The sequence below is a fragment of the Georgenia sp. M64 genome (assembly GCF_038049925.1).
GTDB lineage: Bacteria > Actinomycetota > Actinomycetes > Actinomycetales > Actinomycetaceae > Georgenia.
The window spans coordinates 469,535-493,217 of record NZ_CP145809.1; the positions used below are offsets into that span (position 1 = coordinate 469,535).

Here is a 23,683-nt window from a genome sequence, read left to right on the forward strand (position 1 = left end):
CCGGTCCCCGCGGCAGCCGCCGCGGGGACCGTCCGCTCAGCCGGCCAGGCGCTGCCAGAGGAACTCGAAGGCCAGCGCCTGCATGAACGCTGCCTGCGCGTTCGTCGCGGCGCCGCCGTGCCCGCCCTCGACGTTCTCGTAGTACGTGACGTCCTTCCCGGCCTCGAGCATCTTCGCCGCCATCTTCCGGGCGTGGCCGGGGTGGACCCGGTCGTCCCGCGTCGAGGTCGTGAACAGCACCGGCGGGCAGGGCGCCGCGGGGTCGAAGAGGTGGTACGCGGAGAAGGTGCGGATGAACTCCCACTGCTCCGGGTCGTCGGGGTCGCCGTACTCGGCCATCCACGAGGCGCCGGCGAGGAGGTGGGAGTACCGCTTCATGTCCAGCAGCGGGACCTGGCACACGACCGCGCCGAAGAGCTCGGGGTAGGTGGTGATCATGTTGCCCATGAGCAGGCCGCCGTTCGACCCGCCCTGGGCGCCCAGGTGCGCGCTGTCCGTCACGCCGCGCGCGAGGAGGTCGCGCGCGACCGCGGCGAAGTCCTCGTAGGCCCGGTGCCGGTTCTCCCGCAGGGCCGCCTGGTGCCACGCCGGCCCGTACTCCCCGCCGCCGCGGATGTTCGCGACGACGTAGACACCGCCGCGCTCGAGCCAGGCGCGGCCCACCCCGCCGGAGTAGCCCGGCAGCCGGGAGATCTCGAAGCCGCCGTACCCGGTGAGGAGGGTCGGCCGGGGGGCGTCCCCGACCGGCTCGCGCGAGACCTGGAAGTACGGCACCCGAGTGCCGTCGTCGGAGGTGGCGAAGTGCTGCTCGACGTCCAGGCCCGTGGCGTCGAAGAAGGCGGGCATGGACTTGAGCGGCTCGACGGCGAGGGTCGCGCCGTCGGCGTCGAGGTCCAGCCGGGACAGGGTGGTCGGGGTGACGAAGCCGGTGGTGGTCAGCCACAGCGCGTCCTCGGTGTCGGCGTCTACGGCGCCCACGGCCACGGTCGCCAGGGCGGGTGCGGCGGTGCCGGCGAGGTCCAGCGGCCGACGGCGCCAGGGGCCCGTGCCCGAGTCGGGCGGGGTGAGGACCTCCAGACGGTTGGTGACGTCGTCGAGGATGTTGAGCACGAGGTGGTGCCGGGTCCAGGTGTCCCCGGCGAGGGACGTCGTCGGGGTCGGGGTGTAGAGCACCTCGAGGTCACGGCTCCCGGCGAGGAAGTCGCTCAGCCGCGCGGCGAGGAGCGAGCCCGCCGGGTAGCGGTGCCCGCCCACCTCCCAGTCGTCGCGGAGCTCGACGGTGAGCCAGTCGCGCTGGACGCCCGGCTCGCTGGAGCGGGGGACGTCGAGGAGCTCGAGGGCGCCGTCCGGGCCGAGCAGGTAGGTCTCGGACTCGTAGAAGGCGATCGAGCGCACGACCACGTCGCGCTCGAACCCGGGTGTGAAGTCGTGGCCCGCGCCCACCGAGAGGTCGGTGTCCCGTCCGGCGAAGATCTCCGGCGCGTCCGCGAGCGGGGTGCCGCGGCGCCAGCGACGCACGGTGCGCGGGTAGCCCGAGGCCGTCATCGAGCCCTCGCCGACGTCGGTGTAGACGAACACGACGTCGCCGGTGGTGTCCGCCCACGCCATGCCGCCCTTGGACTCCTCGCGCGAGAACCCGTCCTCGACCCAGGTCCCGGTGGTGAGGTCGAGCTCGCGGGTGACGTCGGCGTCGGCGCCGCCGCGGGAGAGGTGGACCAGGGCCCGGTCGAAGGAGGGCCGCAGGACGCGGGAGCCGTGCCAGACCCAGCTCACGCCCTCCTCGGCGCCGAGGGCGTCGACGTCGAGGAGCACCTCCCACTCGGGCTCGGCGGTCCGGTAGGACTCCCAGGTGGTGCGCCGCCACAGGCCGCGGGGGTGCTCGGCGTCGGTCCAGAAGTTGTACAGGTGGTCCCCGCGCTGGACGACGGCGGGGATCTTCTCCGTCGAGTCGAGCACCTCGAGGGTCCCGGCGCGAAGGTCCTCGAACCGGGGCGTCGTCAGCGCCGCCACGGCCTCGGCGTTCCGGTCGCGCACCCAGTCCAGCGGTGCCGCCCCCTCGACGTCCTCGAGCCAGGCGTGGCGGTCGTCGAGGTCGGCGGGCGCGGGCGCGGCGGGGGTGGTCGGCGTCATGGCGTCATCCCATCACACGGAAGGACCCGGCAACCGTCGGTAGCCCCACGCACGGCTCGGCTGCGCGGACGTGTTCCCTGTACGCCGGCTCAGGCGACGACCCGCGCGAGGATCTCGGTGAACCGGTCGGGGTCCTCCAGGTGGGGGCTGTGCCCCACGCCGGGCAGGACGATCTCCTCGTAGGCGCCGCCGGCCGCCGCGTACCGGTCGAGGACGGCGCGCATCTGGGCGACCATCGGCTGGGCGGGGTAGGTCTCCTCGCCGGGCCAGCCCGGGACGGCGCCCGTCGCGCCGAGGTGGCCGATGTCCAGCAGCGAGGTGTCGGAGACGATCGCGTCGGCGTCCCCGCGCACCCACGTCACCGGGCCGACGCCCACGACGTCGGCGAAGGCGCTGACGTCGAAGTACCGCGGTGAGAGGGCGTTGTTCATCCCCGTGGTCCCCGGACCCGTGCCGGGCCAGTTCTCGCTGGGCACCGCCGGGCCGGGGTAGTGGTGCTCGCCGGTGCGGGTGGACAGGACCGAGTCCAGGAGGAGGTCCTCGTCCTCGAGCGCCGTGCCCGGTACGACGTAGAGCGACCGGAACACCGACAGCGGCGACGAGGCTCGCGCGGCGCCGCGCGCGCCCGCGGCGAGCGCGGCCACGAACTCGGGGTTGGCGGTCCCGCCGCCCGACCCGGCGAAGTCGGGCCAGCACGGGCGGCCCTCCGGCCCGGCGGTGCCGCCGAAGCCGTACGGCGACATCGGCGCCTCGAGCAGGACCGGCCCGACGAGGTCCGGCCGGTCGATCGCCAGCTGCATGACCGCACCGGCGCCGGCGGAGCGCGCGACGAACGCCGCCCGGGTGATCCCGAGCGTGTCGAGAAGGGCGGCGAGGTCGTCGGAGAAGTCCCGCATGCCCCGGGTGGCGTCCACCGGCAGGGGCTCGGAGTCGCCGAAGCCGCGCAGGTCCGGCGCCAGGCCGCGCCACCCGGCCGGCAGCCGGCCGAGCAGGTGGTGGAAGAACGCCGAGGACGAGCAGTTGCCGTGCACGAGCACGACCGTCCCCGCGCCGTCCGTCCGGGCCGGGTCCGCCGGCCCCGCGCCGGACGGCGCGGTCTCACGCACGTGGACCCGCCCACGTGGCGTGGTGACGTCGCGCTCGCTGATCCCCATGGTGGCTCAGCTCTCGAGCAGCAGGGCCTCGCCCTGGCCGCCGCCGCCGCACAGCGCGACACCGGCGCGGGCGTGGCCGCTGCGGTGGACCTGGTGGACGGCGTGGACGAGCAGGCGGGCGCCGGAGGCGCCGATGGGGTGCCCCAGCGAGATCCCGCCGCCGTGGGGGTTGACGCGCGCCGGGTCGGCGCCGAGCTCGCGCGTGGAGTGCACGACGACGGCCGCGAACGCCTCGTTGATCTCCACGAGGTCGAGGTCGGCGACCGTCCAGCCCTGCCGCTCGAGCGCGCGGTCCAGGGCTCGGGCGGGCTGGGCGTGCAGGGAGGTGTCAGGGCCGGCGACCTGACCGGCGGCGCGCAGGGTGGCCAGCACGGTCCAGCCCTGCTCCCGGGCGCGGCCCCGGGTGGTCAGGACCAGCGCGGCGGCGCCGTCGGAGATCTGCGACGCGTTCCCGGCCGTGATCGACCCGGTGGGGCTGAACGCCGGGCGGAGCCGGGCCAGGGTCTCGGTGGTCGTGTCGGGCCGGATGCCCTCGTCCCGCTCGACCACGGTCTCGCCCTTGCGGCCGGTCACCGTGACGGGGACGACCTCGCCGTCGAAGACGCCCTCGTCCCACGCCCGGGCCGCCCGCTGGTGGGAGGCGGCCGCGACGGCGTCCTGGTCCTCCCGCGTGACGGGGTAGGCGGAGGCGTTCCGGTCGTCGGTCGCCAGGCCCATCGAGCACGACTCGAACGCGTCGGTGAGCCCGTCGTGGGCCATGTGGTCCACCGCGGTGACGTCGCCGTAGGTCCAGCCCGTGCGCGAGCCCAGGAGTAGGTGCGGGGCGCGGGTCATGGACTCCATGCCTCCGGCCACGACGACGCCGGCCTCGCCCGAGCGGATGAGCCGGGCCGCGTCGATGACGGCGGTGAGCCCCGACAGGCAGACCTTGTTGACCGTGGTCGTGTGCGCCGACCAGGGCACGCCCGCCCCGATCGCGGCCTGGCGGGCGGGGTTCTGCCCGACCCCCGCCTGGAGGACCTGGCCCAGGATGACGGCCTCGACCGACTCGGGCGGGACGCCGCCCCGGGTGAGGGCCCCGGCGATGGCGACCGAGCCGAGCTCGGTGGCCGCCACCGGGGCCAGGGCGCCGTTCAGGCGTCCCTGCGGGGTGCGGGCGGCCCCGACGACGACGACGTCGAGGTCGTCGGTGGGTGACGTCGCAGCGGTGCTCATGCGAGGACCTCCAGGGTGTCCGGGACGGTGAGAGGGGCATCGGTGCGGGCGGCCACGTCGTCGGCGCTGACGCCGGGCGCGACCTCGACGAGGACGAGACCGGTGGGGGAGACGTCGATGACGGCGAGGTCGGTGATGATGCGGTCGACCACGCCCCGGCCGGTCAGCGGCAGGGTGCAGCGCCGGACGATCTTCGCATCGCCGTTCCTGGCGTTGTGCTCCATGAGCACGATGACCCTCCCCGCGCCGTGGACGAGGTCCATCGCCCCGCCCGGGCCCTTGACCATCTTCCCCGGGATCATCCAGTTCGCCAGGTCCCCGCCGGCGGAGACCTGCATCCCGCCGAGGATCGCGACGTCGATCTTGCCGCCGCGGATCATCCCGAAGGACGTGGCCGAGTCGAAGAACGCCGCCCCGGGCAGGGTCGTCACGGTCTCCTTGCCCGCGTTGATGAGGTCCGGGTCCACGTCCGCCTCGAGCGGGTACGGCCCCACGCCGAGGATGCCGTTCTCCGACTGCAGCACCACCTGACGCCCGGCGGGGACGTAGTTGGGCACCAGGGTGGGCAGCCCGATGCCGAGGTTGACGTAGGCCCCGTCGGTCAGCTCCGCCGCCGCCCGGGCGGCCATCTCCTGCCTCGTCAGCGCCATCAGCTCGCCCCTCCCTCGCGCACGGTGCGCTTCTCGATCCGCTTCTCGATCCCGGGGCCGACCTCGACCACCCGGTGGACGTAGATCCCGGGCAGGTGCACGCGGTCGGGGTCGAGGTCGCCGGGCTCGACGAGCTGCTCCACCTGGGCGACGCACACCCGGGCCGCCGTCGCCGCCAGCGGGTTGAAGTTCCGGGCCGCCTTGTTGAACACGAGGTTGCCGTGCCGGTCCCCGACGGCGGCGTGGACGAGGGCGAAGTCGGTGGTGATCGCCTCCTCGAGCACGTAGTCGCGCGCAGCGCCGCCGACGGTGAAGGTCCGCACCTCTTTGGCCTCGGACGCCACCGCCACCGCCCCGGCGCCGTCGTAGCGGCGGGGCAGCCCGCCCTCGGCCACCTGGGTGCCGACCCCGGTGGGGGTGAAGAAGGCCGCGATGCCGGCCCCGCCGGCGCGGAGCCGCTCGGCGAGCGTGCCCTGTGGGACGAGCTCGACCTCGAGCTCGCCGGAGAGGAACTGGCGCTCGAACTCCTTGTTCTCGCCCACGTAGGACGCCGTCATGCGGGCCAGGCGGCCCGCCCGCAGCAGAACGCCCAGGCCCCAGTCGTCCACGCCGCAGTTGTTCGAGACCACCCGCAGGCCGGACGCGCCCTGGGCGAGCAGGGCCTCGATGAGCGCCACCGGGTTGCCCGAGAGCCCGAAGCCGCCGACCGCCAGCGAGGCGCCGTCGCCGATGTCGGCCACCGCCTCCGCGGCCGAGGCCACCACCTTGTCCAGGCCGCGCGGGGGCGCGGGGGTCGTCCTGCTCATCGTCGAGCTCCTTCCAGCTGGTGGGAGACGTGCTGCGCCACGGCGCCGGCCCCGGCCCTGCCCATGATGATCGTCCAGTGGTCGGCGCCGGGCACGTCGGTGGTGCGGGGGCGGCAGCCGGACGGCCCACAGCCGGACCAACGCCGAGAGGGGGTTCGGAGTGCCGGCGTCGACGGGTGTCCGGACGTTCGGGCGCCGACAGCGGGTCGCCGTCGAGGAGGTCCCGCGGGCGCGAAGGAACGGGCCGGGCGTTGGGCGCGTCGATGGGCGGCAAGAACGAGGCCCGGGCGACGGGCGCGCCCGTGGTCGCCCCGCACCACCACGGGGCGCGACGAGGGCCGGTCCACGGTGGACCGGCCCTCGATGCTTGTTCTCCTCGCGCTGTCTGCGGTCACGCCTCCAGGGTGTGGAGATCTGCGGAGCTCACAGCCCGGTGCGCTCGCCGCCCTCGCCGAAGCCGACGTCCGGCTCGCCGTAGGTGCTGCCCTGCCCCTCGTCGAAGCGACCCTCGGGCAGCTCAGCCTCGACGTCGGAGGTCACCGCCTGGCCCTCGTCGAACCTGGCCTCGGGCAGCTCGGCCTCGACGTCGGAGGTGACGGCCTGGCCCTCGTCGAAGCGCTCCTCGGGCAGCTCGCCCTCGAGCGGCGCCGTGGCCGCCTGCCCCTCGTCGAAGCGGTCGTCGTTGTCCCGGTCGGGCAGCCCGGTGGTGCCCGGCGTCACCGCGTCGGCGCGGTGCTCGGAGTGGGCGTGGGTCTCGTGCGACCCGTGGTGGCCGTGGCTGTCGTGCGTCGCGTCGTGCTCGTGGTGGGTCATGGGGGCCTCCGCCTACTCGTCGCCGATGCGCTTGTCAGCGGTGTCGACGCCCTTGTCGAGGTGCTCGTCGTACTTGCCACCGGTCCGCTCGCCGATGAAGTCGGATCCCTTCTCCAGGGCGTCGTCGCTGTGCTGCTCGCCCTTGTCGCTGTCGAGGAAGTCCTTGGCCTTGCCGCCGAGGTCACCGATACCCATGGGGTCCCTCCCTGGAGGTCGTTGCCGTCCCGGTCGGAGCGGCTGCTGCGAGCATGTCCCCACCGATCCACGCCCGCAACTGCTGGCCCGGCACGACCCCGTCATCGCCGGGACCTGCGGTTCCGGCCCTGCCCTCGCCGGGGTCCGTCGGCTCATGCCTGCCCTCACCGCGGACGGCTGGCTCTTCCCCCGCCGGGTCGCGCCGGCTCGTGCCCCCGCCGGGGCCGCCGGCTCGGGCGACCCTCGCCCGTTCGGGTCTAGCGTGACGGGCATGACGAACCTCCACGAGCTCAGCGCGCTCGACCTGGCGGCAGCCGTGCGCCGCGGCGAGGCTTCCCCGCACGAGGTGGTCCGGCACACGCTCGACCGGGCCCGCCGCCTGGGCCCGCAGGTCGGTGCCTTCGTGCACCTCGCCGAGGAGCGTGCTTACGCCCAGGCCGTGGAGGCCGAGGAGCAGCTCGCCGCCGTCGGGGGCGCGGGCGACGGTCTCCCGCCGTTCCTCGGCGTGCCCGTGCCGGTGAAGGACCTCACGATGGTGGCCGGCCTCCCGTTCGAGGCGGGGTCCGCAGCGCTCGCCGGCTTCGTCGCCCCCGTCGACGACGGCGTCGTCACGTTGCTGCGGGCGGCCGGGACGTTCATGGTCGGCAAGACGACGACGCCCGAGCTCGGCCTGCCGCCCTACACCGAGCCCGACGTGGCGCCCCCGGCGCGCACACCGTGGGACCTGAGCCGCACGGCGGGTGGTTCGAGCGGCGGTGCGGCGGCCGCCGTCGCCGCCGGCATCGTGCCCGCCGCCCACGGCAGCGACGGTGGCGGGTCGCTACGCATCCCTGCGGCCGCGTGCGGGCTGGTGGGTCTCAAGCCCTCCCGCGGTCGCGTCTCGCACGGGCCTCACGGGGTGGCCGGATCGGGCCTGGCCACCGACGGGGTGCTCACCCGCACGGTGGCCGACGCCGCAGCCTTCCTCGACGTCCTGGCCCAGCCCTGGCCGGGCGACCACTACGTCGTGCCCGGACCGCGTAACTCCTTCCTCGAGGCGGCTCGCAGCAAACCGCAGGGGCTGCGCATCGGTGTGCTCCTCGACCCAGTCGTGGTCGCCGACGCACCCGTGCACGCCGGCGCCCGCGCCGCCGTCGAGCGGGCCGTCCGCCTCCTCGAGGGGCTGGGACACCATGTCGCCGAGGCGCCCGTGCCGTTCGCCCCCGAGCAGTGGGACGCGTTCATGCCGCTCTGGTCCGTGGGGGTGCTCCAGGCCCCGGTGCCGCGGGAGCGCGAGGAGCTTCTCGTCCCGCTCACCCGCTGGATGCGCGAGATCGGCCGTTCGTTCACGGCGCTGGACCACGCGGACGCCGTATCGGGGCTGCAGCGGCTCGCGCGGCAGACGGCGCTGGCCTGGTCGGCGTTCGACGTCGTCCTGTCCCCGACCCTCGCCCAGCCGCCGGTTGCCGTCGGGGCGATGCGCGACGACGCCGATCCTGCGCGCGACTTCCAGGCCCAGAAGGCGTTCACCCCGTGGACGTCGCCCTGGAACATCGTCGGTGCGCCGGCCATATCCCTCCCGCTGCACCGCGAGGAGGTCGACGGCGTCGAGCTGCCATTCGGTGTCATGCTCGGCGCACGGCTGGGACGGGAGGAGGTCCTGCTCGGGCTCGCGGCGCAGCTCGAGGCTGCCGACCCGTGGCCGCACTTCGCGCCGGGGTACCCGCGCGACTGAGGACCTTGCCCGCAGCGTGTCCACGGTGGGTGCGAATGGCGGGCCGCGGTGCGGTCGTGGCTGGTTGTCACGAGGTCACGCGGTTGCGGTGCGCCAGTCAGCGGAACCCGGTCAGCTGGTGGCGGTGTGCGCCCTGTCGGCTGGTGCTGAGAGCGCCCGGTCAGCTGGTGCCTGAGGCCCGTCTGGTGCGCGGTGCGCCACGTCGGTGCGTGAGGCGCCTCGTCTGGTGCGCGGTGCGCCCGGTCAGGCGGTCGCGGTGCCCTGCAGGTCGGTGGCGCCCTCGACGTGCTGGGACCCCTCGGGGCGGCCCTCGGCGTGCCGCACACTCTCCTCGGTCCGCTGGGCGTCCTCCTCGGCGGCGTGCGCGTGCGCCTTCTCCTGCTGCCACAGCTCCTTGGCCTTGCTGGCGAGGTCCTCGGTACTCATGGTCCGCCCTTCGTGTCGATTCGCTGAACGTATCCCGCACTCGCCTCGACCGCTCGTCCGGCGACTCCACCGCGCGCACCCGGCGGTCCGGCGGCTCGACCCGTCGGCCCGCCGCCAGCCTCCACGCGTAGGGCCGCTCCTCGCTCCTCGCTCCTCGCTCCTCGCTCGGCGTCGAGCTGTGGGTTGTGGTTGTCCAGTGGCCCGATTCGCAGCAACAACTTCCAGCTCGACGAAACGGCGCGCTGTGTCGGAGAGCCGGCGATGGCGTGGTCCGGCCGCGACCGCGGCGACGTCATCCCGCTCCGTCCGCGGACGATGGAACGCTGTTGCGGTTCTCTGGTCCGGGATCGCCGCAACACAGTGACATCGCCCGCCGAGACATCGCGCGCCGACACCACGCGCCGCGCACCGCGTGGTGTGACCTGGATGCGGTGTTGGCGGCTCAGGACGGGACGGTCCTCCGACCCGTGCGCGGCAAGGTTGAGCGGAATAGACTCAAGTTTGCGCAGGTTGATCTCTGCAGAACCGTTCCACCTGACCGGAGGTCCCCTTGGACACCAAGCTCACCACCAAGTCGCAGGAGGCTCTCGCCGCCGCGATCCAGGCCGCGTCCGCCGCGGGCAACCCTCAGCTCGAGCCCGTCCACGTCCTCGCGGCGCTGCTCGAGCAGGACGGCGGGGTCGCCGTCGCGCTGCTCGACGGGGTCGGTGCCGACCGCCGCGCCATCGCCCAGCGGGTCTCCGCCGCGATCGCCACGCTGCCGGGCGCGTCCGGCTCCTCGGTCGCGCAGCCCCAGACCTCGCGCGCCGCGATGACGATGATCACCGACGCCGGCAACGAGGCGAAGGCGCTGGGTGACGAGTACGTCTCGACCGAGCACCTCCTCGTCGCCCTGGCGGCCTCGACGTCGCCCGCGGGCGAGATCCTCCGGGGGGTCGGCGTCACCCGCGAGGCGCTGCTCGCCGCCCTGCCCGGCGTGCGGGGCTCGGGCCGCGTGACCTCCCCGGACCCCGAGGGGACCTTCAAGGCGCTGGAGAAGTACGGCAACGACCTCACCGCAGCCGCCCGTGAGGGCAAGCTCGACCCCGTCATCGGCCGCGACGCGGAGATCCGCCGTGTCGTCCAGGTCCTCTCGCGCCGGACCAAGAACAACCCCGTCCTCATCGGCGAGCCCGGCGTCGGCAAGACCGCCGTCGTCGAGGGCCTCGCCCAGCGCATCGTGGACGGCGACGTGCCCGAGTCCCTGCGCGACAAGCGCCTCATCGCCCTCGACCTCGCCTCGATGGTGGCCGGGGCGAAGTACCGCGGTGAGTTCGAGGAGCGGCTCAAGGCCGTCCTGCAGGAGATCAAGGACTCCGAGGGGCAGGTCGTGACCTTCATCGACGAGCTGCACACCGTCGTCGGGGCCGGCGCCGCCGAGGGCTCCATGGACGCGGGCAACATGCTCAAGCCCATGCTCGCCCGCGGTGAGCTCCGCCTGGTCGGCGCGACCACCCTGGACGAGTACCGCGAGCGCATCGAGAAGGATCCCGCCCTCGAGCGCCGGTTCCAGCAGGTCTACGTCGGCGAGCCGTCGGTGGAGGACACCGTGGCGATCCTGCGCGGCATCGCCCCGAAGTACGAGGCGCACCACCAGGTCACCATCTCCGACGGCGCGCTCGTCGCCGCCGCGACGCTGTCCGACCGCTACATCACCGGCCGGCAGCTCCCCGACAAGGCCATCGACCTCGTCGACGAGGCAGCCTCCCGCCTGCGCATGGAGCTGGACTCCTCCCCCGAGGAGGTCGACGCCCTGCGCCGGCAGGTGGACCGGATGAAGATGGAGGAGGCCTACCTCTCCGAGTCCGACGACGAGGCCTCGGCCGAGCGGCTGGAGAAGCTGCGCGCGGACCTCGCCGACCGGGCCGAGGAGCTGGCGGCGCTGACCGCGCGCTGGGAGCAGGAGAAGGCCGGCCACAACCGGGTCGGTGACCTCAAGTCCCGCCTCGACGCCCTGCGCACCGAGGCCGAGCGTGCGCAGCGCGAGGCCGACTTCGAGAAGGCCTCCCGCCTCCTCTACGGCGAGATCCCCGCCGTCGAGGCCGAGATCGCCGAGGCCGAGGCCGTGGAGGCCCGGGCCCAGGAGGACGCCCAGCGCCAGGCCCCGATGATCGCGGACAAGGTCTCCGCGGACGAGGTCGCCGAGGTGGTCGCGTCCTGGACGGGTATCCCGGTCGGCCGCCTCCTCCAGGGCGAGACGGAGAAGCTCCTGCGCATGGAGGACGTGCTCGGCCAGCGGCTCATCGGCCAGCAGAAGGCTGTGCGCGCGGTGTCCGACGCGGTGCGGCGCTCGCGGGCCGGGGTCGCCGACCCGGACCGGCCCACCGGCTCCTTCCTCTTCCTCGGCCCCACGGGCGTGGGCAAGACCGAGCTGGCGAAGTCCCTCGCGGACTTCCTCTTCGACGACGAGCGCGCCATGATCCGCATCGACATGTCGGAGTACTCCGAGAAGCACTCCGTCGCGCGGCTCGTCGGTGCCCCTCCCGGCTACGTGGGCTACGAGGAGGGTGGCCAGCTCACCGAGGCTGTCCGCCGGCGCCCGTACTCCGTGGTGCTCCTGGACGAGGTCGAGAAGGCCCACCCCGAGGTCTTCGACATCCTCCTGCAGGTGCTCGACGACGGCCGGCTCACCGACGGCCAGGGGCGCACCGTCGACTTCCGCAACACCATCCTCGTCCTCACCTCCAACCTGGGATCGCAGTTCCTCGTGGACCAGAGCCTGGACGAGGAGACCAAACGCCAGGCCGTCATGAGCGCGGTCCGCGGCGCGTTCAAGCCGGAGTTCCTCAACCGGCTCGACGACGTCGTGCTCTTCGACGCCCTGAGCATCGACGAGCTCGGGTCCATCGTGGACCTGCAGGTCGACCGCCTCGCGCGACGGCTCGCCGACCGGCGCCTGCGCCTGGAGGTCACCGACGGTGCGAGGGAGTTCCTGGCTCTGGAGGGGTACGACCCCGCCTACGGTGCGCGACCGCTGCGCCGCCTCGTCCAGACCGAGATCGGCGACCAGCTCGCCCGGATGCTGCTCGGCGGTGAGGTCGAGGACGGCGACACGGTCGTGGTCGACCGCTCCGACGACGGCGAGCTCGTCCCGGGCGAGCGGCACGGCCTCAGCCTGAGCGTCGTGGCGCCCGCGATCCGCTGAGCCGAGCGTCGTGCCGCAGAAGCTTCCGTCAGGCCCCGCCTGACGGAAGCTTCTGTGTTCCCGTGGGGTGCCGTCGCGAGCCGGTGCAGGGAGCCGGTGCAGGGAGCCGGTGCAGGGAGCCGGTGCGACGCTGGGTCTCGGCGCCGGGCGCGCTCGTGGCAGGCTGGCCGGGTGGAGATCTTCGACGTCCTGGACGAGCTCGACCACCCGGTCGCCGTGGTCGTGACCGACGCCGAGCAGGTGCTGGCCCGGCACGGCGAGACCACCGAGCCCCTGCGGTGGGCGTCGGTGACGAAGCTGGTCAGCGCGATGGCCTCGCTCGTCGCCATCCAGCGCGGGATGGTCGGTCTCGACGACCCCGCCGGACCGCCCGGGGCCACCGTCCGGCACCTGCTCGCGCACGCGGCTGGTGTGCCCTTCGACGACGGCGCGGTGCTCTCGGAGCCGGGGAGGCGGCGGGTCTACTCCAACCGGGGCATCGAGCTGCTGGCCGAGCACGTCGCCGAGCACGTCGGCACCGACTTCACCACCTGGGCCGAGCAGACCGTGCTCGAGCCGCTCGGGATGGCCACCGTGCTCATCGACGGCTCGCCCGCCCACGGCGCCGCCGGCTCCGCCGACGACCTCGCCCGGCTGGGCCGTGAGCTGCTCAGCCCCACCCTGCTGGGCCAGGAGCTCTTCGCCGAGGCGACCCACGTCGTCTTCCCCGGCCTGTCCGGCGTCCTGCCGGGCTACGGCCGGCAGAAGACCAACGACTGGGGCCTGGGTTTCGAGATCCGCGACCACAAGACCCCGCACTGGACCGGCGAGAGCTCCTCGCCCGCGACGTTCGGGCACTTCGGCCAGTCCGGCTCCTTCCTGTGGGTGGACCCGGAGGCGGGCCTGGCGACGGCGTTCCTGTCCTCGCGCCCGTTCGGCGACTGGGCGTTGACGGTCTGGCCGCCGCTCACCGACGCCATCCTCGCCGAGCACGCCCGCTGAGCCCGAACCCCGACCCGGTGGCCCCGACGGCTCACGCCGGTCCGCTGCCCCGGGTCGCGCCGGTCCGCTGACCGGGGTCGCGCCGGTCCGCTGACCCGGGTCGCGCCGGTCCGCTGACCCGGGTCGCGCCGGTCCGCTGACCGGGGTCGCGCCGGTCCGCTGACCCGGGTCGCGCCGGTCCGCTGACGTGGCCCGCGCGGGCGGCGTGTGGTCGGCCGCTCAAGCGATGTCGACGATGACGGGCACGTGGTCGCTCGCACCCTTGCCCTTGCGCTCGTTGCGGTCGATCTGCGCCCCGACGACGTGCGCCGACAACTCCGGCGAGGCGTGGACGAAGTCGATCCGCATGCCCTCGTTGCGGGGGAACCGCAGCTGCTTGTAGTCCCAGTACGTGTACTGGTCCACGTAGGGGCGTGTGACCTCGGTGAACCCGACGTCCTCCAGGGCACGGAAGGCCTCACGCTCGGGCTCGGACACGTGGGTCGCGCCCTCGAAGACCCGCATGTCCCACACGTCCTCGTCCCGCGGGGCGATGTTCCAGTCGCCGACGAGGGCGATCTGGGCGTCCGGGTCGGCGCGCAGCCACTCGCGGGCCGCCTCCCTCAGCGCCGTCATCCACTCGAGCTTGTAGACGTAGTGCGGGTCCCCGAGCGTGCGTCCGTTCGGCACGTACAGGCTCCACACCCGCACCCCGCCGCACGTGACCCCCAGCGCGCGCGCCTCGGCCGCCGCCGGCTCGCCCCATGTCGGCATCCCCGGGAACCCGACCTCGGCCTCGGCGACGCCCACGCGTGAGACGACGGCGACGCCGTTCCACTGGCTCAGCCCGTGCGTGACCACCTCGTACCCCGCGGCCTCGAAGGGCAGGAGGGGGAACTGCTCGTCCGTGCACTTGGTCTCCTGCAGGGCCAGGACGTCGGTGCCGGAGCGCTCGAGGAAGGCGACCACCCGGTCGACCCGGGTGCGGATGGAGTTCACGTTCCACGTCGCCAGTCGCATGGCGGTGACGTTACCGAACGCGACCGGCGGCCACCGCCCGGGTCTGCTGGACGGACGACGGCGGCTGGCGGCCGGGGACGGCGGCCCGGGGGACGGCGGCCGGGCGGAGGGCGCGGCCGCGCACCTAGTCTGGCTCCATGGGAACAGCACTGGTCACCGGCGCGACGTCCGGCATCGGCCTCGAGATGGCCTGGCAGCTCGCCGCCGCGCAGCACCGGCTCGTGCTGGTGGCCCGCTCCCTCGACCGGCTGGAGATGGTGGCCGAGCAGATCCGGGCCGCCGCCGGGGTCGAGGTGGAGGTGCTGGCGGCCGACGTGGGCACCGTCGAGGGCCGGGACGTCGTCGTCGAGCGGCTCCGCCGGGCCGAGCGGCCGGTCGGGCTGCTGGTCAACAACGCCGGGTTCACGCCGGGCCAGTCCTTGGTCGGCGGTGACCTCGCCCTGGAGGAGGAGGCGCTGGACGTCATGGTCCGGGCCGTGCTCGTGCTGTCCAAGGCGGCGGCCGAGGCGATGGTGGAGCGTGGTCGCGGGGCGATCCTCAACGTCTCCTCGGTCTCGGCGTTCACCGTCATGGGCACCTACGCCGCGGCCAAGGCGTGGGTCCTGACCTTCACCGAGGCCCTCGCCGCCGAGCTCAGGGGGACCGGGGTTACCGCCACCGCACTGTGCCCCGGGCTGGTGCGCACGGAGTTCCACGACCGGGCGGGGCTCGACGCCGCCGCCTGGCCGGAGGCGGGCTGGGTCGACATCGACCGGGTCGCCGCAGCGGGCCTGCGAGCCGTGCGGCGTGGTGACGTCGTCGTGGTGCCGTCGCTGCGCTACGCCACGCTGGCCACGCTGCTCCGGCACGCGCCGCGTGCGTTCGTGCGCGCCGTCGCCGGCCCGGGGACCAGCCGCCGGGCGATCGTCCAGGACCGGTTCCCGCGCCGTTAGGCTTTCGGCGTGATGACCAACGACACCCCGCGCGCACAGCTCGCCGCGCTCGTCCGTGAGCTCGCCGTCGTCCGCGGCGAGGTGACCCTCGCCTCCGGGATCACCTCGGACTTCTACGTCGACATGCGCCGTGCCACGCTCCACCACGCGGCTGCGCCGCTCATCGGGCACGTCATGCTCGACCTCCTCGAGGAGGCCGGTCTCGGCGCGGGCGAGATCGACGCCGTCGGCGGCCTCACGATGGGTGCGGACCCGGTCGCGACCGCCATCCTGCACGCCGCCGCGTCGCGCGGCCTCGACGTCGACGCGTTCGTCGTGCGCAAGGAGGCCAAGGCCCACGGGATGCGCCGCATGGTCGAGGGCCCCGACGTCGCCGGACGGCGGGTCGTCGTCCTGGAGGACACCTCCACCACCGGAGGCAGTCCCCTGCAGGCCGTCGAGGCGCTCCGCGAGGCGGGCGCGGAGGTGGCGGCGGTCGCCGTCGTGGTCGACCGCAGCACCGGCGCCAAGGAGCGCATCGAGGTCGAGGCGAAGGTGCCCTACCTGTACGCCCTGGGTCTGGCCGACCTCGGTCTCGAGGGCTGACGGTCCGGCTCGAGCTCCCGCCCGCGGGGCCGGCCCGCGGACGGGGCCCCCGACGCCAGGATCGTCAGATCAGCTCGATGAGGTCGGCGATGGAGTCGCGGACCTCGTTCGGCCGGTACGGGTAACGCTCGACGTCCTCGGCCTTCGTCGACCCGGTGAGCACGAGGTAGGTCCGCAGCCCGGCCTCCATGCCTGCCAGGACGTCGGTGTCCATCCGGTCCCCGATCATGGCGGTGGACTCCGAGTGCGCGTCGATGCGGTTGAGCGCGGCGCGGATCATCACGGGGTTGGGCTTGCCCACGAAGTACGGCTCCCGACCGGTGGCCTTGGTGATGAGCGCGGCGACGGCCCCGGTCGCGGGCAGCGGGCCCTCGCTCGACGGGCCGGTGGAGTCGGGGTTCGTGGCGATGAACCGGGCCCCGCCCTGGATGAGCCGGATCGCCTTGGTGATCGAGGAGAACGAGTAGGTGCGCGTCTCGCCGAGGATCACGTAGTCGGGGTCGGTCTCGGTCAGGACGTAGCCCGCCTCGTGCAGGGCCGTGGTGAGCCCCGCCTCGCCGATGACGTACGCGCTGCCACCGGGCAGCTGCTGGCCGACGAAGGCGGCGGTCGCCAGCGCCGAGGTCCACAGGCGCTCCTCGGGAACGTCGATGCCGGACGCGCGGAGCCGCGCAGCGAGGTCGCGGGCGGTGAAGATGGAGTTGTTCGTCAGCACGAGGTACGGCCGGCCGCTCTGGGTGAGCCGCTCGACGAACTCCGCGGCCCCGGGCAGCGCCTGGTTCTCGTGGACGAGGACCCCGTCCATGTCCGTGAGCCAGTTCTCGATCGGCTCGCTCATCGTCAGCTCCTGCGGCTCGGGTGCGAGGCGGTGCGCCCCGGCGCCCGGCGGCGCCGGGCCCACGCACAGACCTTAGCGACGACGGGGCCGCGTGCGCCGGAGTGCACCGCCGCTGGCAGGATGGCCCGGTGCACCCCGACCCCGCCGACCGCGAGGTGGGTGTCGGCCCGTGGCCCGGCGGGCCCGACGCCTGGCCGTCCGACCCCCGGCTCGACCCCGAGCTCCTGGCGGCAGGGGACCGGCGCAACGTCGTCGACCGCTACCGGTACTGGAGCGTCGAGGCGATCGTGGCGGACGTCGACGCCCGCCGGCACCCGTTGCACGTGGCCATCGAGAACTTCGCCCACGACATGAACATCGGTTCCGTGGTGCGCACCGCGAACGCGTTCGCCGTCGCGGAGGTGCACGTCGTGGGCCGACGGCGGTGGAACCGCCGCGGGGCCATGGTCACCGACCGCTACCTCCACCTGCGCCACCACCCGAGCGTCGCCGACCTCCTCGCCTGGGCCGCCGCGGCGGGCCTGCCGGTCATCGGGATCGACAACGTGCCCGGCTCGGTGCCGATCGAGCACCGGCCGCTCCCGCGGGCGTGCGTCCTGCTCCTCGGCCAGGAGTCCGCCGGCCTGAGCGAGGACGCGCTCGACGGCTGCGCGGAGGTCCTGCACATCACCCAGTACGGCTCGACGAGATCCATCAACGCCGGCGCCGCGGCCGCCGTCGCCATGCACGCGTGGATGCTGCAGCACGCGGGACCCGCCCCGGGCTGAGCCTCGCGACCGGGCGACCGGGCGACCGGGCGACCGGGCGAACAGGCTCGCTGCGAGGGCCTCGACCGCAGGCCCCGCCACCCGACTCCGACGGTTGTGACCGCCCTCACCGCGCCCCCGGGCCCCTGCGTCCTAGGCCCGGTACGGGGTGTGGTGGGAGGATGGCTCGCGTACCGACGTCGTCGACCACAGGAGAGCAGCCGTGCCCATCGCAACCCCCGAGTCCTACGCCGAGATGATCGACCGGGCGAAGGCGGGCAAGTTCGCCTACCCGGCCATCAACGTCACCTCGTCCCAGACCGTCACCGCCGCGCTCCGCGGGTACGCGGAGGCCGAGTCCGACGGCATCATCCAGGTCTCCGTCGGCGGCGCCGAGTACGCCTCCGGCTCCACCGTGAAGGACCGTGTCGCGGGCTCCCGCGCGCTGGCCGCCTACGCCCGCGAGGTCGCGGCCGGCTACGGCGTCACCGTGGCCATCCACACCGACCACTGCGTCAAGGACAACATCGACTCCTGGGTGCGGCCCCTGCTGCAGCTCGAGGCCGAGGAGGTCGCCGCCGGCAGGCTCCCCACCTTCCAGTCGCACATGTTCGACGGCTCCACCGTCCCGCTGGACGAGAACCTCGTCATCGCCGAGGAGCTCCTCGAGCTCTCCCAGAAGGCACGCACGATCCTCGAGATCGAGATCGGCGTCGTCGGCGGCGAGGAGGACGGCCACGAGGCCGCCATCAACGACAAGCTCTACACCACCGTCGAGGACGGCCTCGCCACCGTGCGGGCGCTGGGCACCGGCGAGCGGGGGCGCTACCTCACCGCGCTGACCTTCGGCAACGTCCACGGGGTCTACAAGCCCGGTGCCGTCAAGCTCCGCCCGGAGATCCTCGGCGAGATCCAGGACGCCGTCGGCAAGGAGGTCGGCAAGGACCGTCCGTTCGACCTCGTCTTCCACGGCGGCTCCGGCTCCACCGCCGAGGAGATCGCCCTCGCGGTGGACAACGGCGTCATCAAGATGAACGTCGACACCGACACCCAGTACGCCTTCACCCGGCCCGTCGTGGACCACATGTTCAAGAACTACGACGGCGTCCTCAAGATCGACGGCGAGGTGGGCAACAAGAAGGCCTACGACCCGCGCGCCTGGGGCAAGATGGCCGAGGCGGGCATGGCCGCCCGCATCGTCGAGGCCTGCGAGCAGCTCCGCTCCGCCGGCACGAAGATGGCCTGACAGCACTGACGACGGCGCCCGCCGCGGACCTCGGTCCGGGCGGGCGCCTTTGTCTCCGGCTGCGTCAGGCGGCGTCGGGCGGCCCGTCCTCCGGGAAGCCGGGGTCGGACTCGAGGACGTCGATGACGTCCCCGATCCGGGTGACCTCCAGGAGGAACCGGACGACGTCGGGCGGCTGGATCATGGTGATGCGGCCGGGGGTGCGGTGGGCCAGGCGGGCCAGCATGGTCACGCCGGAGGAGTCCATGAAGGTGACGTGCCGGGCGTCGATCTCGACGGGGAGGCCGGCGCGCTCGGCGTCGGTGACCGCCTCCGTCAGCTCGCTGCTCAGCGCGACGTCGATCTCGCCGGAGAGGACGAGCCTGGTCCGGGTGGGCGAGACCATGACGTGCACCGAGCCGCTGTCAGTGCCCGCGGGGGGCATCGGGGGCATCTCGCCGCCCGACGGGGGGGTAACCTCGCGCACCGCCTGTCCTTTCTCCGTACCGCTAGCTGGATCCCGCCGTGCGTGGCGCCCGATCCCAGTGCATCGTAGGGGACGCTAGACGATCGGAGACGTTCATGGTCAATCCCGCCGGCGGAGCGCACGCCCGCACCGGCTCCACCGACGCGCGCCCCGGCGCGCCCGGCCCGGACGCCGACCCCGGCACCGACGACCTCCTCGACCTCACCCGCCTGCCCACCCCCGAGGGTGACCGCCCGGGCTTCCGGGCCGACGAGTACTGGGCGCTGACGGTCCTCAAGCAGATGCCGCAGGCGGTGGTGGTGCTGGCCAACCGGCCCGGCGGCCGGATCGAGATCGTGGCGGCCAACCAGGCGGTGACGGTTCTCACCGGCTTCACCCGGGCGCAGATGATCACCGGCGCGCACGACCTGCGCGCCGTCGCGGGGGTCAGCCCCGAGAGCGAGCGGTCCATCGCCGAGGTGCTCGCGGCGGGGGAGGCGGCGGCACTGACGATGTCCGCCACCCACGCCGACGGGAGCCAGTACTGGGTGGCGCTGGAGCTCGCCCCGATGTCCGCCCACCCCAGCGAGGAGGACCTCTGGGTCGGCGTCATGCGCGACGTCTCCCTCGAGGTGGAGAACGCCCACCTCGAGCGCGTCCGCCTGGAGATGGAGCGCCGGGCCCGGCTGGGTCTGGCCCTGGTGGCCCGCGTCTCGGACCTGCTGCAGGAGACGGACGCGTCCGACGTGCTGCGCACCATCGCCGAGCTCCTCACGCGCCAGGTCGTCGCGTGGGCGGGGTTCTTCGTCCTGGGCCGCACCCTGCAGGAGGTCAACGGCACGAGTCCCGACCCGGCGGCGCCGATCCCGCCGGAGCTCGACACGACGGGCGACCCGGTCCTGGAGCTCCTCCAGACCCTGCGGATGCGCACCGTCGAGCTCGCCCCCGACACCCCGGCCGAGGAGGGGACCGTCACCGCCCAGCTCCTCGCCCAGGTCGCTCCGCACCTGCGCGGCAACGACGACGCCGAGCAGAAGATCCTCGTCCTTCCCGTCCTCGGACGGCGTCGCACGCTGGCGCTCCTGGTGGCCGTGCCCCGGCACGTGCCGCCCGCGTTCGCCGACAGCGCGGACCTGGAGGAGCCCCCCGCCCTGCGCGACGAGACCGGGACGGTCCTCGAGCTCGTGGCCCGCCGGGTGGGCATGGCCATGGACAACGTCCAGCTCTACGCCCGCGAGCACCTGCTCGCCGAGACCCTGCAGCGGGCGATGCTGCCGGAGCAGGCCGACGTCGAGGGCCTCGAGGTCTGGACGTACTACGCCCCCAACGCCGAGCACGCCCAGGTGGGCGGCGACTGGTACGACGTCGTCAACCTCAAGGACGACGTCGTCGCGGTGGTGATCGGCGACGTGGTGGGCCACGACGTCGAGGCGGCCGCGGCGATGGGCCAGCTCCGCTCGGTGGTGCGCGCCTACGCGGCCGAGCTCGTCGACCCCGCGACCGTGCTGGGTCGCGTCGACAGCCTGGTCAACGGCATGCGCATCCCCCGGACCGCCTCGCTCGTCTACGCCACCCTCACGCCGCGGGACGACGAGTGCTGGGACCTCGCCTACTCACGGGCCGGCCACCTGCCGCCGCTGCGGGTCCGCAGCGGCGAGGTGACCACGCTCGACGGAGCCGGTGGCTCGCTCGTCGGCTTCGGCACGGGCCAGCGCCAGACGGCGACCGTGACGGTCGAGCCCGGCGACGTGATCGTGCTGTACACCGACGGACTCGTCGAGCGGCGCGACCGGACCATGCGCGAGGGCCTCGAGGCCCTCGTCGAGCTCTGCCGCAGCGTGCCGAGTATCGACGTGGCCGGCGTGGGGGAGGAGATCCTCCAGCTGGCCGACGCGCCCGAGGACGACGTGGCCATGGTCGTCATCCGCGTCCCCGGCGGTCCCGACGGTCAGGTGGACCAGGCCGCCCCGCGCCGCCGCCGCTGGCAGATGCCGGTGGACGCGACGTCGATCGGGCGCGCCCGCCACGCGGTGCGCCGGGCGTGCGCGACCTGGGGGATCGAGAACGTCGGTGCCGCCGAGCTCGTCGTCTCCGAGCTCATGGCCAACGCCGTCATGCACGGCTGGGGCCGGATCGGGCTGCGGCTGCAGGACACCGGCGACGGCCTGCGCATCGAGGTCGAGGACGCCAACCCGGCGCCGCCCATCACCCGGGAGCGCCACACCGCCCGGGTGGGCGGGTTCGGCATGCACATCGTCGACCGGCTGGCGGACTGGGGCTGGCGCCCCACGCCGGGCGGGAAGGTCGTGTGGGCGCGTCTGCGGTCGGAGCCCGCCGCGACCGAGCCCCGCTGAGGCGGGCTGTTCGCGACGGGCGAGGCTGGCCGCTAGGCCGGCGAGGTGGGCTGCTCCCGGCCGGCAAGGTGGGCTGCTCGGCCGGCGGGCGCACCGGGGCCTGCTGCGGCGGCTGCTCGCCGGGCGCGCGTGCCCGGGTGACCGGGCGGCGCCCGGCAGGTGGGAAAGCGGCGGTCAAGGAGAGCGCCGGACGCTCGGGGAACCCGCCGGATGCGCCGGGCGCGCGCGGAACGTACAGGACGCGCCTTCGTACGCGAGCGCGCGGGAAGATCAGCCGACCTGGCGTGACGCGCCTCGGCGCGCACCTCAGGCGTCGATGTGGCGCGAGCTCCCGCGCGGTGCGGCGCTGTCGCAGAGGTGCTCGTCGTCCATGCGGAACATGTCGAGGGCACCGCAGATCTCCAGGACGAAACGCTCGCGGTCGTGGATGCCACGGAGGACGGTCGCGCCGCCCCGCTTGGCGGAGGCGTCGGCGAGGGCCATGAGGAAGGCCGCGCCGGTGGAGTCCATGAACGTGACCCGGCACATGTCGATGACGAGGAGCTGGCGCCGGAGGCCGCTGACACGCGCGGTCACCTCGGGGAACTGGGCGCGCTCGGCGAGGTCCAGATCACCTGCGATCGCCACCGTGGCGGTCGTCGCCGACGCCGAGATCTCGATCATGCCCGTGCTTCCTCTCCGTGCCACCGTGGTCGCGCCCACGCACCCGGGGGCACTCGGTCGCAGACACGACGCTAACCCGAACCGCGTCGAGATGCACACCGAGACGCGCTGGTGCACCGTTTCGGAACTGTTCGCGAACCGTGCCCAGGGGCGGCGCCGGGCGAGACGACTCCGCCCGCGCCGTCGCGGGACGGTAGCCTCGTCGGGGCGCCGACCGGCGCTCGCGGGCGGGGAGAGGACGAGTCAGATGCCAGCCGTGGTGGTCGTCGGGGCGCAGTGGGGCGACGAGGGCAAGGGCAAGGCGACCGACCAGCTCGGCTCGCGCGTGGACTACGTCGTCAAGTACAACGGGGGCAACAACGCCGGCCACACGGTCGTCGTCGGCGACGAGAAGTACGCCCTCCACCTCCTCCCCTCGGGCATCCTGAGCCCCGGCTGCACGCCGGTGATCGGCAACGGCGTGGTGGTGGACCTGGAGGTGCTCTTCCAGGAGATCGAGGGTCTGGGCGCGCGCGGCGTCGACACCTCGCGCCTGCTCGTCTCGGCCGACGCGCACATCATCCCCTCGTACAACCGCACCCTCGACAAGGTCTCGGAGCGCTTCCTCGGCAAGCGTCAGATCGGCACCACCGGTCGGGGGATCGGGCCGACCTACGCGGACAAGATGAGCCGGGTGGGCCTGCGCATCCAGGACCTCTTCGACGCCTCGATCCTGCGGCAGAAGGTCGAGGGCGCCCTGGCGCAGAAGAACCAGCTGCTCGTCAAGGTCTTCAACCGACGCGCGGTCGACGTCGACGAGGTCACCGACGAGCTCCTCGCCTACGCCGAGCGGGTGCGCCCGATGGTCGCCGACACCTCCCTGGTCCTCAACGACGCCCTCGACGCCGGCCGGACGGTCGTCTTCGAGGCCGGCCAGGCCACGATGCTCGACGTCGACTTCGGCACCTACCCCTTCGTGACCTCGTCCTCGGCGACGGCGGGCGGCGCGTGCACCGGGTCAGGGGTCGGACCCACGCGCATCGACCGTGTGGTGGGCGTGCTCAAGGCGTACACGACCCGGGTCGGCGAGGGCCCCTTCCCCACCGAGCTCGACGACGACATGGGGGAGTTCCTGCGCAAGACCGGCGGGGAGTACGGCACCACCACCGGGCGGCCGCGGCGCACCGGCTGGTACGACGCCGTCGTCGCGCGGTACGCCACCCGCGTCAACGGCCTCACCGACCTCGTGATGACCAAGCTCGACGTCCTCACCGGGCTCGAGAAGGTGCCGGTGTGCGTGGCCTACGACGTCGACGGCGTCCGGCACGACGAGATGCCGGCCGACCAGAGCTCGTTCCACCACGCCCGGCCCGTCTACGAGGAGCTGGACGGGTGGTGGGAGGACATCTCCCACGTGCGCCGGTTCGAGGACCTGCCCGAGAACGCCCGCCGGTACGTCCTCGCCCTCGAGGAGATGAGCGGCACGCGGGTCTCCTCGATCGGGGTGGGCCCGGACCGTGAGGCCACGATCGTCCGGCACGACCTGCTCGACTGAAGCCGGTCCGCCGGTCCGCCGGTCCGCCGGTCCGCCGGTCGGGTGGCCCGGCGGTCGGCCTACCCGCCGGCGC

Annotated in this window: 21 protein-coding genes; 9 read left to right on the forward strand and 12 right to left on the reverse strand. The window is 73.8% G+C overall.

Features of this window, described 5'->3' with window-relative positions; genetic code table 11:
• Window positions 1-36: 36 nt before the first annotated feature.
• The 7 genes from AAEM63_RS02130 to AAEM63_RS02160 all read right to left on the reverse strand — a co-directional run bounded on the left by AAEM63_RS02130 (window position 37) and on the right by AAEM63_RS02160 (window position 6,963).
• On the reverse strand, window positions 37-2,130 hold the full coding sequence (locus tag AAEM63_RS02130; protein ID WP_341360071.1) for a prolyl oligopeptidase family serine peptidase: 2,094 nt from the start codon (window positions 2,128-2,130) through the stop codon (window positions 37-39).
• 89 nt (window positions 2,131-2,219) lie between these two features.
• Window positions 2,220-3,284, reverse strand: coding sequence for an alpha/beta hydrolase (locus tag AAEM63_RS02135; protein WP_341360072.1), 1,065 nt, complete (start codon window positions 3,282-3,284; stop codon window positions 2,220-2,222).
• Between the two features lie 6 nt (window positions 3,285-3,290).
• On the reverse strand, window positions 3,291-4,499 hold the full coding sequence (locus AAEM63_RS02140; protein ID WP_341360073.1) for an acetyl-CoA C-acetyltransferase: 1,209 nt from the start codon (window positions 4,497-4,499) through the stop codon (window positions 3,291-3,293).
• Window positions 4,496-5,149 carry a 3-oxoacid CoA-transferase subunit B gene (locus tag AAEM63_RS02145; RefSeq protein ID WP_341360074.1) on the reverse strand — a complete coding sequence of 218 codons (654 nt, stop codon included), beginning with the start codon at window positions 5,147-5,149 and terminating at the stop codon, window positions 4,496-4,498. The genes AAEM63_RS02140 and AAEM63_RS02145 overlap by 4 nt, the downstream gene beginning before the upstream one ends.
• Window positions 5,149-5,955 (reverse strand): CoA transferase subunit A, encoded by an 807-nt coding sequence (locus AAEM63_RS02150; protein WP_341360075.1) that lies wholly within the window; start codon window positions 5,953-5,955, stop codon window positions 5,149-5,151. The genes AAEM63_RS02145 and AAEM63_RS02150 overlap by 1 nt, the downstream gene beginning before the upstream one ends.
• Before the next feature lie 423 nt (window positions 5,956-6,378).
• Window positions 6,379-6,768, reverse strand: coding sequence for a hypothetical protein (locus AAEM63_RS02155; RefSeq protein WP_341360076.1), 390 nt, complete (start codon window positions 6,766-6,768; stop codon window positions 6,379-6,381).
• 12 nt (window positions 6,769-6,780) lie between these two features.
• On the reverse strand, window positions 6,781-6,963 hold the full coding sequence (locus AAEM63_RS02160) for an antitoxin (protein ID WP_123916589.1): 183 nt from the start codon (window positions 6,961-6,963) through the stop codon (window positions 6,781-6,783).
• Window positions 6,964-7,234: 271 nt separating this feature from the next.
• On the opposite strand from AAEM63_RS02160, the gene AAEM63_RS02165 reads away from it, so the two are divergent.
• Window positions 7,235-8,677 carry an amidase gene (locus AAEM63_RS02165; protein WP_341360077.1) on the forward strand — a complete coding sequence of 481 codons (1,443 nt, stop codon included), beginning with the start codon at window positions 7,235-7,237 and terminating at the stop codon, window positions 8,675-8,677.
• A gap of 243 nt (window positions 8,678-8,920) precedes the next feature.
• Here AAEM63_RS02165 and AAEM63_RS02170 read toward each other — a convergent pair whose 3' ends face one another.
• Window positions 8,921-9,103, reverse strand: a complete 183-nt coding sequence (locus AAEM63_RS02170) for a hypothetical protein (RefSeq protein WP_341360078.1) — start codon at window positions 9,101-9,103, stop codon at window positions 8,921-8,923.
• Between the two features lie 550 nt (window positions 9,104-9,653).
• Here AAEM63_RS02170 and clpB point away from each other — a divergent pair.
• Both clpB and AAEM63_RS02180 read left to right on the forward strand, forming a co-directional pair.
• The gene (gene clpB, locus AAEM63_RS02175; RefSeq protein ID WP_341360079.1) at window positions 9,654-12,287 is read left to right on the forward strand and encodes an ATP-dependent chaperone ClpB; all 2,634 of its coding nucleotides are present in this window, start codon (window positions 9,654-9,656) and stop codon (window positions 12,285-12,287) included.
• Window positions 12,288-12,458: 171 nt separating this feature from the next.
• Window positions 12,459-13,268: a serine hydrolase domain-containing protein gene (locus AAEM63_RS02180; protein ID WP_341360080.1), complete on the forward strand. Its 810-nt coding sequence runs from the start codon at window positions 12,459-12,461 to the stop codon at window positions 13,266-13,268.
• A gap of 219 nt (window positions 13,269-13,487) precedes the next feature.
• On the opposite strand, the gene AAEM63_RS02185 is transcribed toward AAEM63_RS02180, so the two are convergent.
• On the reverse strand, window positions 13,488-14,267 hold the full coding sequence (locus tag AAEM63_RS02185) for an exodeoxyribonuclease III (RefSeq protein ID WP_341360081.1): 780 nt from the start codon (window positions 14,265-14,267) through the stop codon (window positions 13,488-13,490).
• 137 nt (window positions 14,268-14,404) lie between these two features.
• Between AAEM63_RS02185 and AAEM63_RS02190 the strand changes: the two genes are divergently transcribed.
• Together AAEM63_RS02190 and pyrE are read left to right on the forward strand one after the other, a co-directional pair.
• On the forward strand, window positions 14,405-15,199 hold the full coding sequence (locus AAEM63_RS02190) for an SDR family NAD(P)-dependent oxidoreductase (RefSeq protein WP_341360082.1): 795 nt from the start codon (window positions 14,405-14,407) through the stop codon (window positions 15,197-15,199).
• Between the two features lie 12 nt (window positions 15,200-15,211).
• Window positions 15,212-15,784, forward strand: a complete 573-nt coding sequence (pyrE, locus tag AAEM63_RS02195; protein ID WP_341361285.1) for an orotate phosphoribosyltransferase — start codon at window positions 15,212-15,214, stop codon at window positions 15,782-15,784.
• A 64-nt stretch (window positions 15,785-15,848) separates the two neighbouring features.
• On the opposite strand, the gene AAEM63_RS02200 is transcribed toward pyrE, so the two are convergent.
• On the reverse strand, window positions 15,849-16,622 hold the full coding sequence (locus tag AAEM63_RS02200; protein WP_341360083.1) for an HAD-IIA family hydrolase: 774 nt from the start codon (window positions 16,620-16,622) through the stop codon (window positions 15,849-15,851).
• Between the two features lie 128 nt (window positions 16,623-16,750).
• On the opposite strand from AAEM63_RS02200, the gene AAEM63_RS02205 reads away from it, so the two are divergent.
• Window positions 16,751-17,389, forward strand: coding sequence for a TrmH family RNA methyltransferase (locus AAEM63_RS02205; RefSeq protein ID WP_341360084.1), 639 nt, complete (start codon window positions 16,751-16,753; stop codon window positions 17,387-17,389).
• A gap of 202 nt (window positions 17,390-17,591) precedes the next feature.
• Window positions 17,592-18,614, forward strand: a complete 1,023-nt coding sequence (fbaA, locus tag AAEM63_RS02210; RefSeq protein ID WP_341360085.1) for a class II fructose-bisphosphate aldolase — start codon at window positions 17,592-17,594, stop codon at window positions 18,612-18,614.
• A 64-nt stretch (window positions 18,615-18,678) separates the two neighbouring features.
• Here the strand turns inward: fbaA and AAEM63_RS02215 are convergent, their stop codons facing one another.
• Complete coding sequence (locus AAEM63_RS02215; protein ID WP_246006045.1) at window positions 18,679-19,080, reverse strand: STAS domain-containing protein; 402 nt, start codon at window positions 19,078-19,080, stop codon at window positions 18,679-18,681.
• 95 nt (window positions 19,081-19,175) lie between these two features.
• On the opposite strand from AAEM63_RS02215, the gene AAEM63_RS02220 reads away from it, so the two are divergent.
• On the forward strand, window positions 19,176-21,413 hold the full coding sequence (locus AAEM63_RS02220; protein ID WP_341360086.1) for a SpoIIE family protein phosphatase: 2,238 nt from the start codon (window positions 19,176-19,178) through the stop codon (window positions 21,411-21,413).
• A gap of 306 nt (window positions 21,414-21,719) precedes the next feature.
• On the opposite strand, the gene AAEM63_RS02225 is transcribed toward AAEM63_RS02220, so the two are convergent.
• Entirely contained in the window at window positions 21,720-22,076 is a 357-nt protein-coding gene (locus AAEM63_RS02225) for an STAS domain-containing protein (RefSeq protein ID WP_341360087.1), read from the reverse strand.
• 247 nt (window positions 22,077-22,323) lie between these two features.
• Here AAEM63_RS02225 and AAEM63_RS02230 point away from each other — a divergent pair, with 247 nt between their 5' ends.
• Window positions 22,324-23,610 (forward strand): adenylosuccinate synthase, encoded by a 1,287-nt coding sequence (locus AAEM63_RS02230; RefSeq protein ID WP_211338774.1) that lies wholly within the window; start codon window positions 22,324-22,326, stop codon window positions 23,608-23,610.
• The last annotated feature ends 73 nt before the right edge of the window (window positions 23,611-23,683 follow it).

What these genes read in the sequence shown, in the direction of transcription:
- AAEM63_RS02130 (WP_341360071.1), bottom strand. Translation starts at nt 2,130, where the DNA reads ATGACGCCGACCACCCCCGCCGCGCCCGCGCCCGCCGACCTCGACGAC.
- AAEM63_RS02135 (WP_341360072.1), bottom strand. Translation starts at nt 3,284, where the DNA reads ATGGGGATCAGCGAGCGCGACGTCACCACGCCACGTGGGCGGGTCCAC.
- AAEM63_RS02140 (WP_341360073.1), bottom strand. Translation starts at nt 4,499, where the DNA reads ATGAGCACCGCTGCGACGTCACCCACCGACGACCTCGACGTCGTCGTC.
- AAEM63_RS02145 (WP_341360074.1), bottom strand. Translation starts at nt 5,149, where the DNA reads ATGGCGCTGACGAGGCAGGAGATGGCCGCCCGGGCGGCGGCGGAGCTG.
- AAEM63_RS02150 (WP_341360075.1), bottom strand. Translation starts at nt 5,955, where the DNA reads ATGAGCAGGACGACCCCCGCGCCCCCGCGCGGCCTGGACAAGGTGGTG.
- AAEM63_RS02155 (WP_341360076.1), bottom strand. Translation starts at nt 6,768, where the DNA reads ATGACCCACCACGAGCACGACGCGACGCACGACAGCCACGGCCACCAC.
- AAEM63_RS02160 (WP_123916589.1), bottom strand. Translation starts at nt 6,963, where the DNA reads ATGGGTATCGGTGACCTCGGCGGCAAGGCCAAGGACTTCCTCGACAGC.
- AAEM63_RS02165 (WP_341360077.1), top strand. Translation starts at nt 7,235, where the DNA reads ATGACGAACCTCCACGAGCTCAGCGCGCTCGACCTGGCGGCAGCCGTG.
- AAEM63_RS02170 (WP_341360078.1), bottom strand. Translation starts at nt 9,103, where the DNA reads ATGAGTACCGAGGACCTCGCCAGCAAGGCCAAGGAGCTGTGGCAGCAG.
- AAEM63_RS02185 (WP_341360081.1), bottom strand. Translation starts at nt 14,267, where the DNA reads ATGCGACTGGCGACGTGGAACGTGAACTCCATCCGCACCCGGGTCGAC.
- AAEM63_RS02190 (WP_341360082.1), top strand. Translation starts at nt 14,405, where the DNA reads ATGGGAACAGCACTGGTCACCGGCGCGACGTCCGGCATCGGCCTCGAG.
- pyrE (WP_341361285.1), top strand. Translation starts at nt 15,212, where the DNA reads ATGACCAACGACACCCCGCGCGCACAGCTCGCCGCGCTCGTCCGTGAG.
- AAEM63_RS02200 (WP_341360083.1), bottom strand. Translation starts at nt 16,622, where the DNA reads ATGAGCGAGCCGATCGAGAACTGGCTCACGGACATGGACGGGGTCCTC.
- AAEM63_RS02220 (WP_341360086.1), top strand. Translation starts at nt 19,176, where the DNA reads ATGGTCAATCCCGCCGGCGGAGCGCACGCCCGCACCGGCTCCACCGAC.
- AAEM63_RS02225 (WP_341360087.1), bottom strand. Translation starts at nt 22,076, where the DNA reads ATGATCGAGATCTCGGCGTCGGCGACGACCGCCACGGTGGCGATCGCA.
- AAEM63_RS02230 (WP_211338774.1), top strand. Translation starts at nt 22,324, where the DNA reads ATGCCAGCCGTGGTGGTCGTCGGGGCGCAGTGGGGCGACGAGGGCAAG.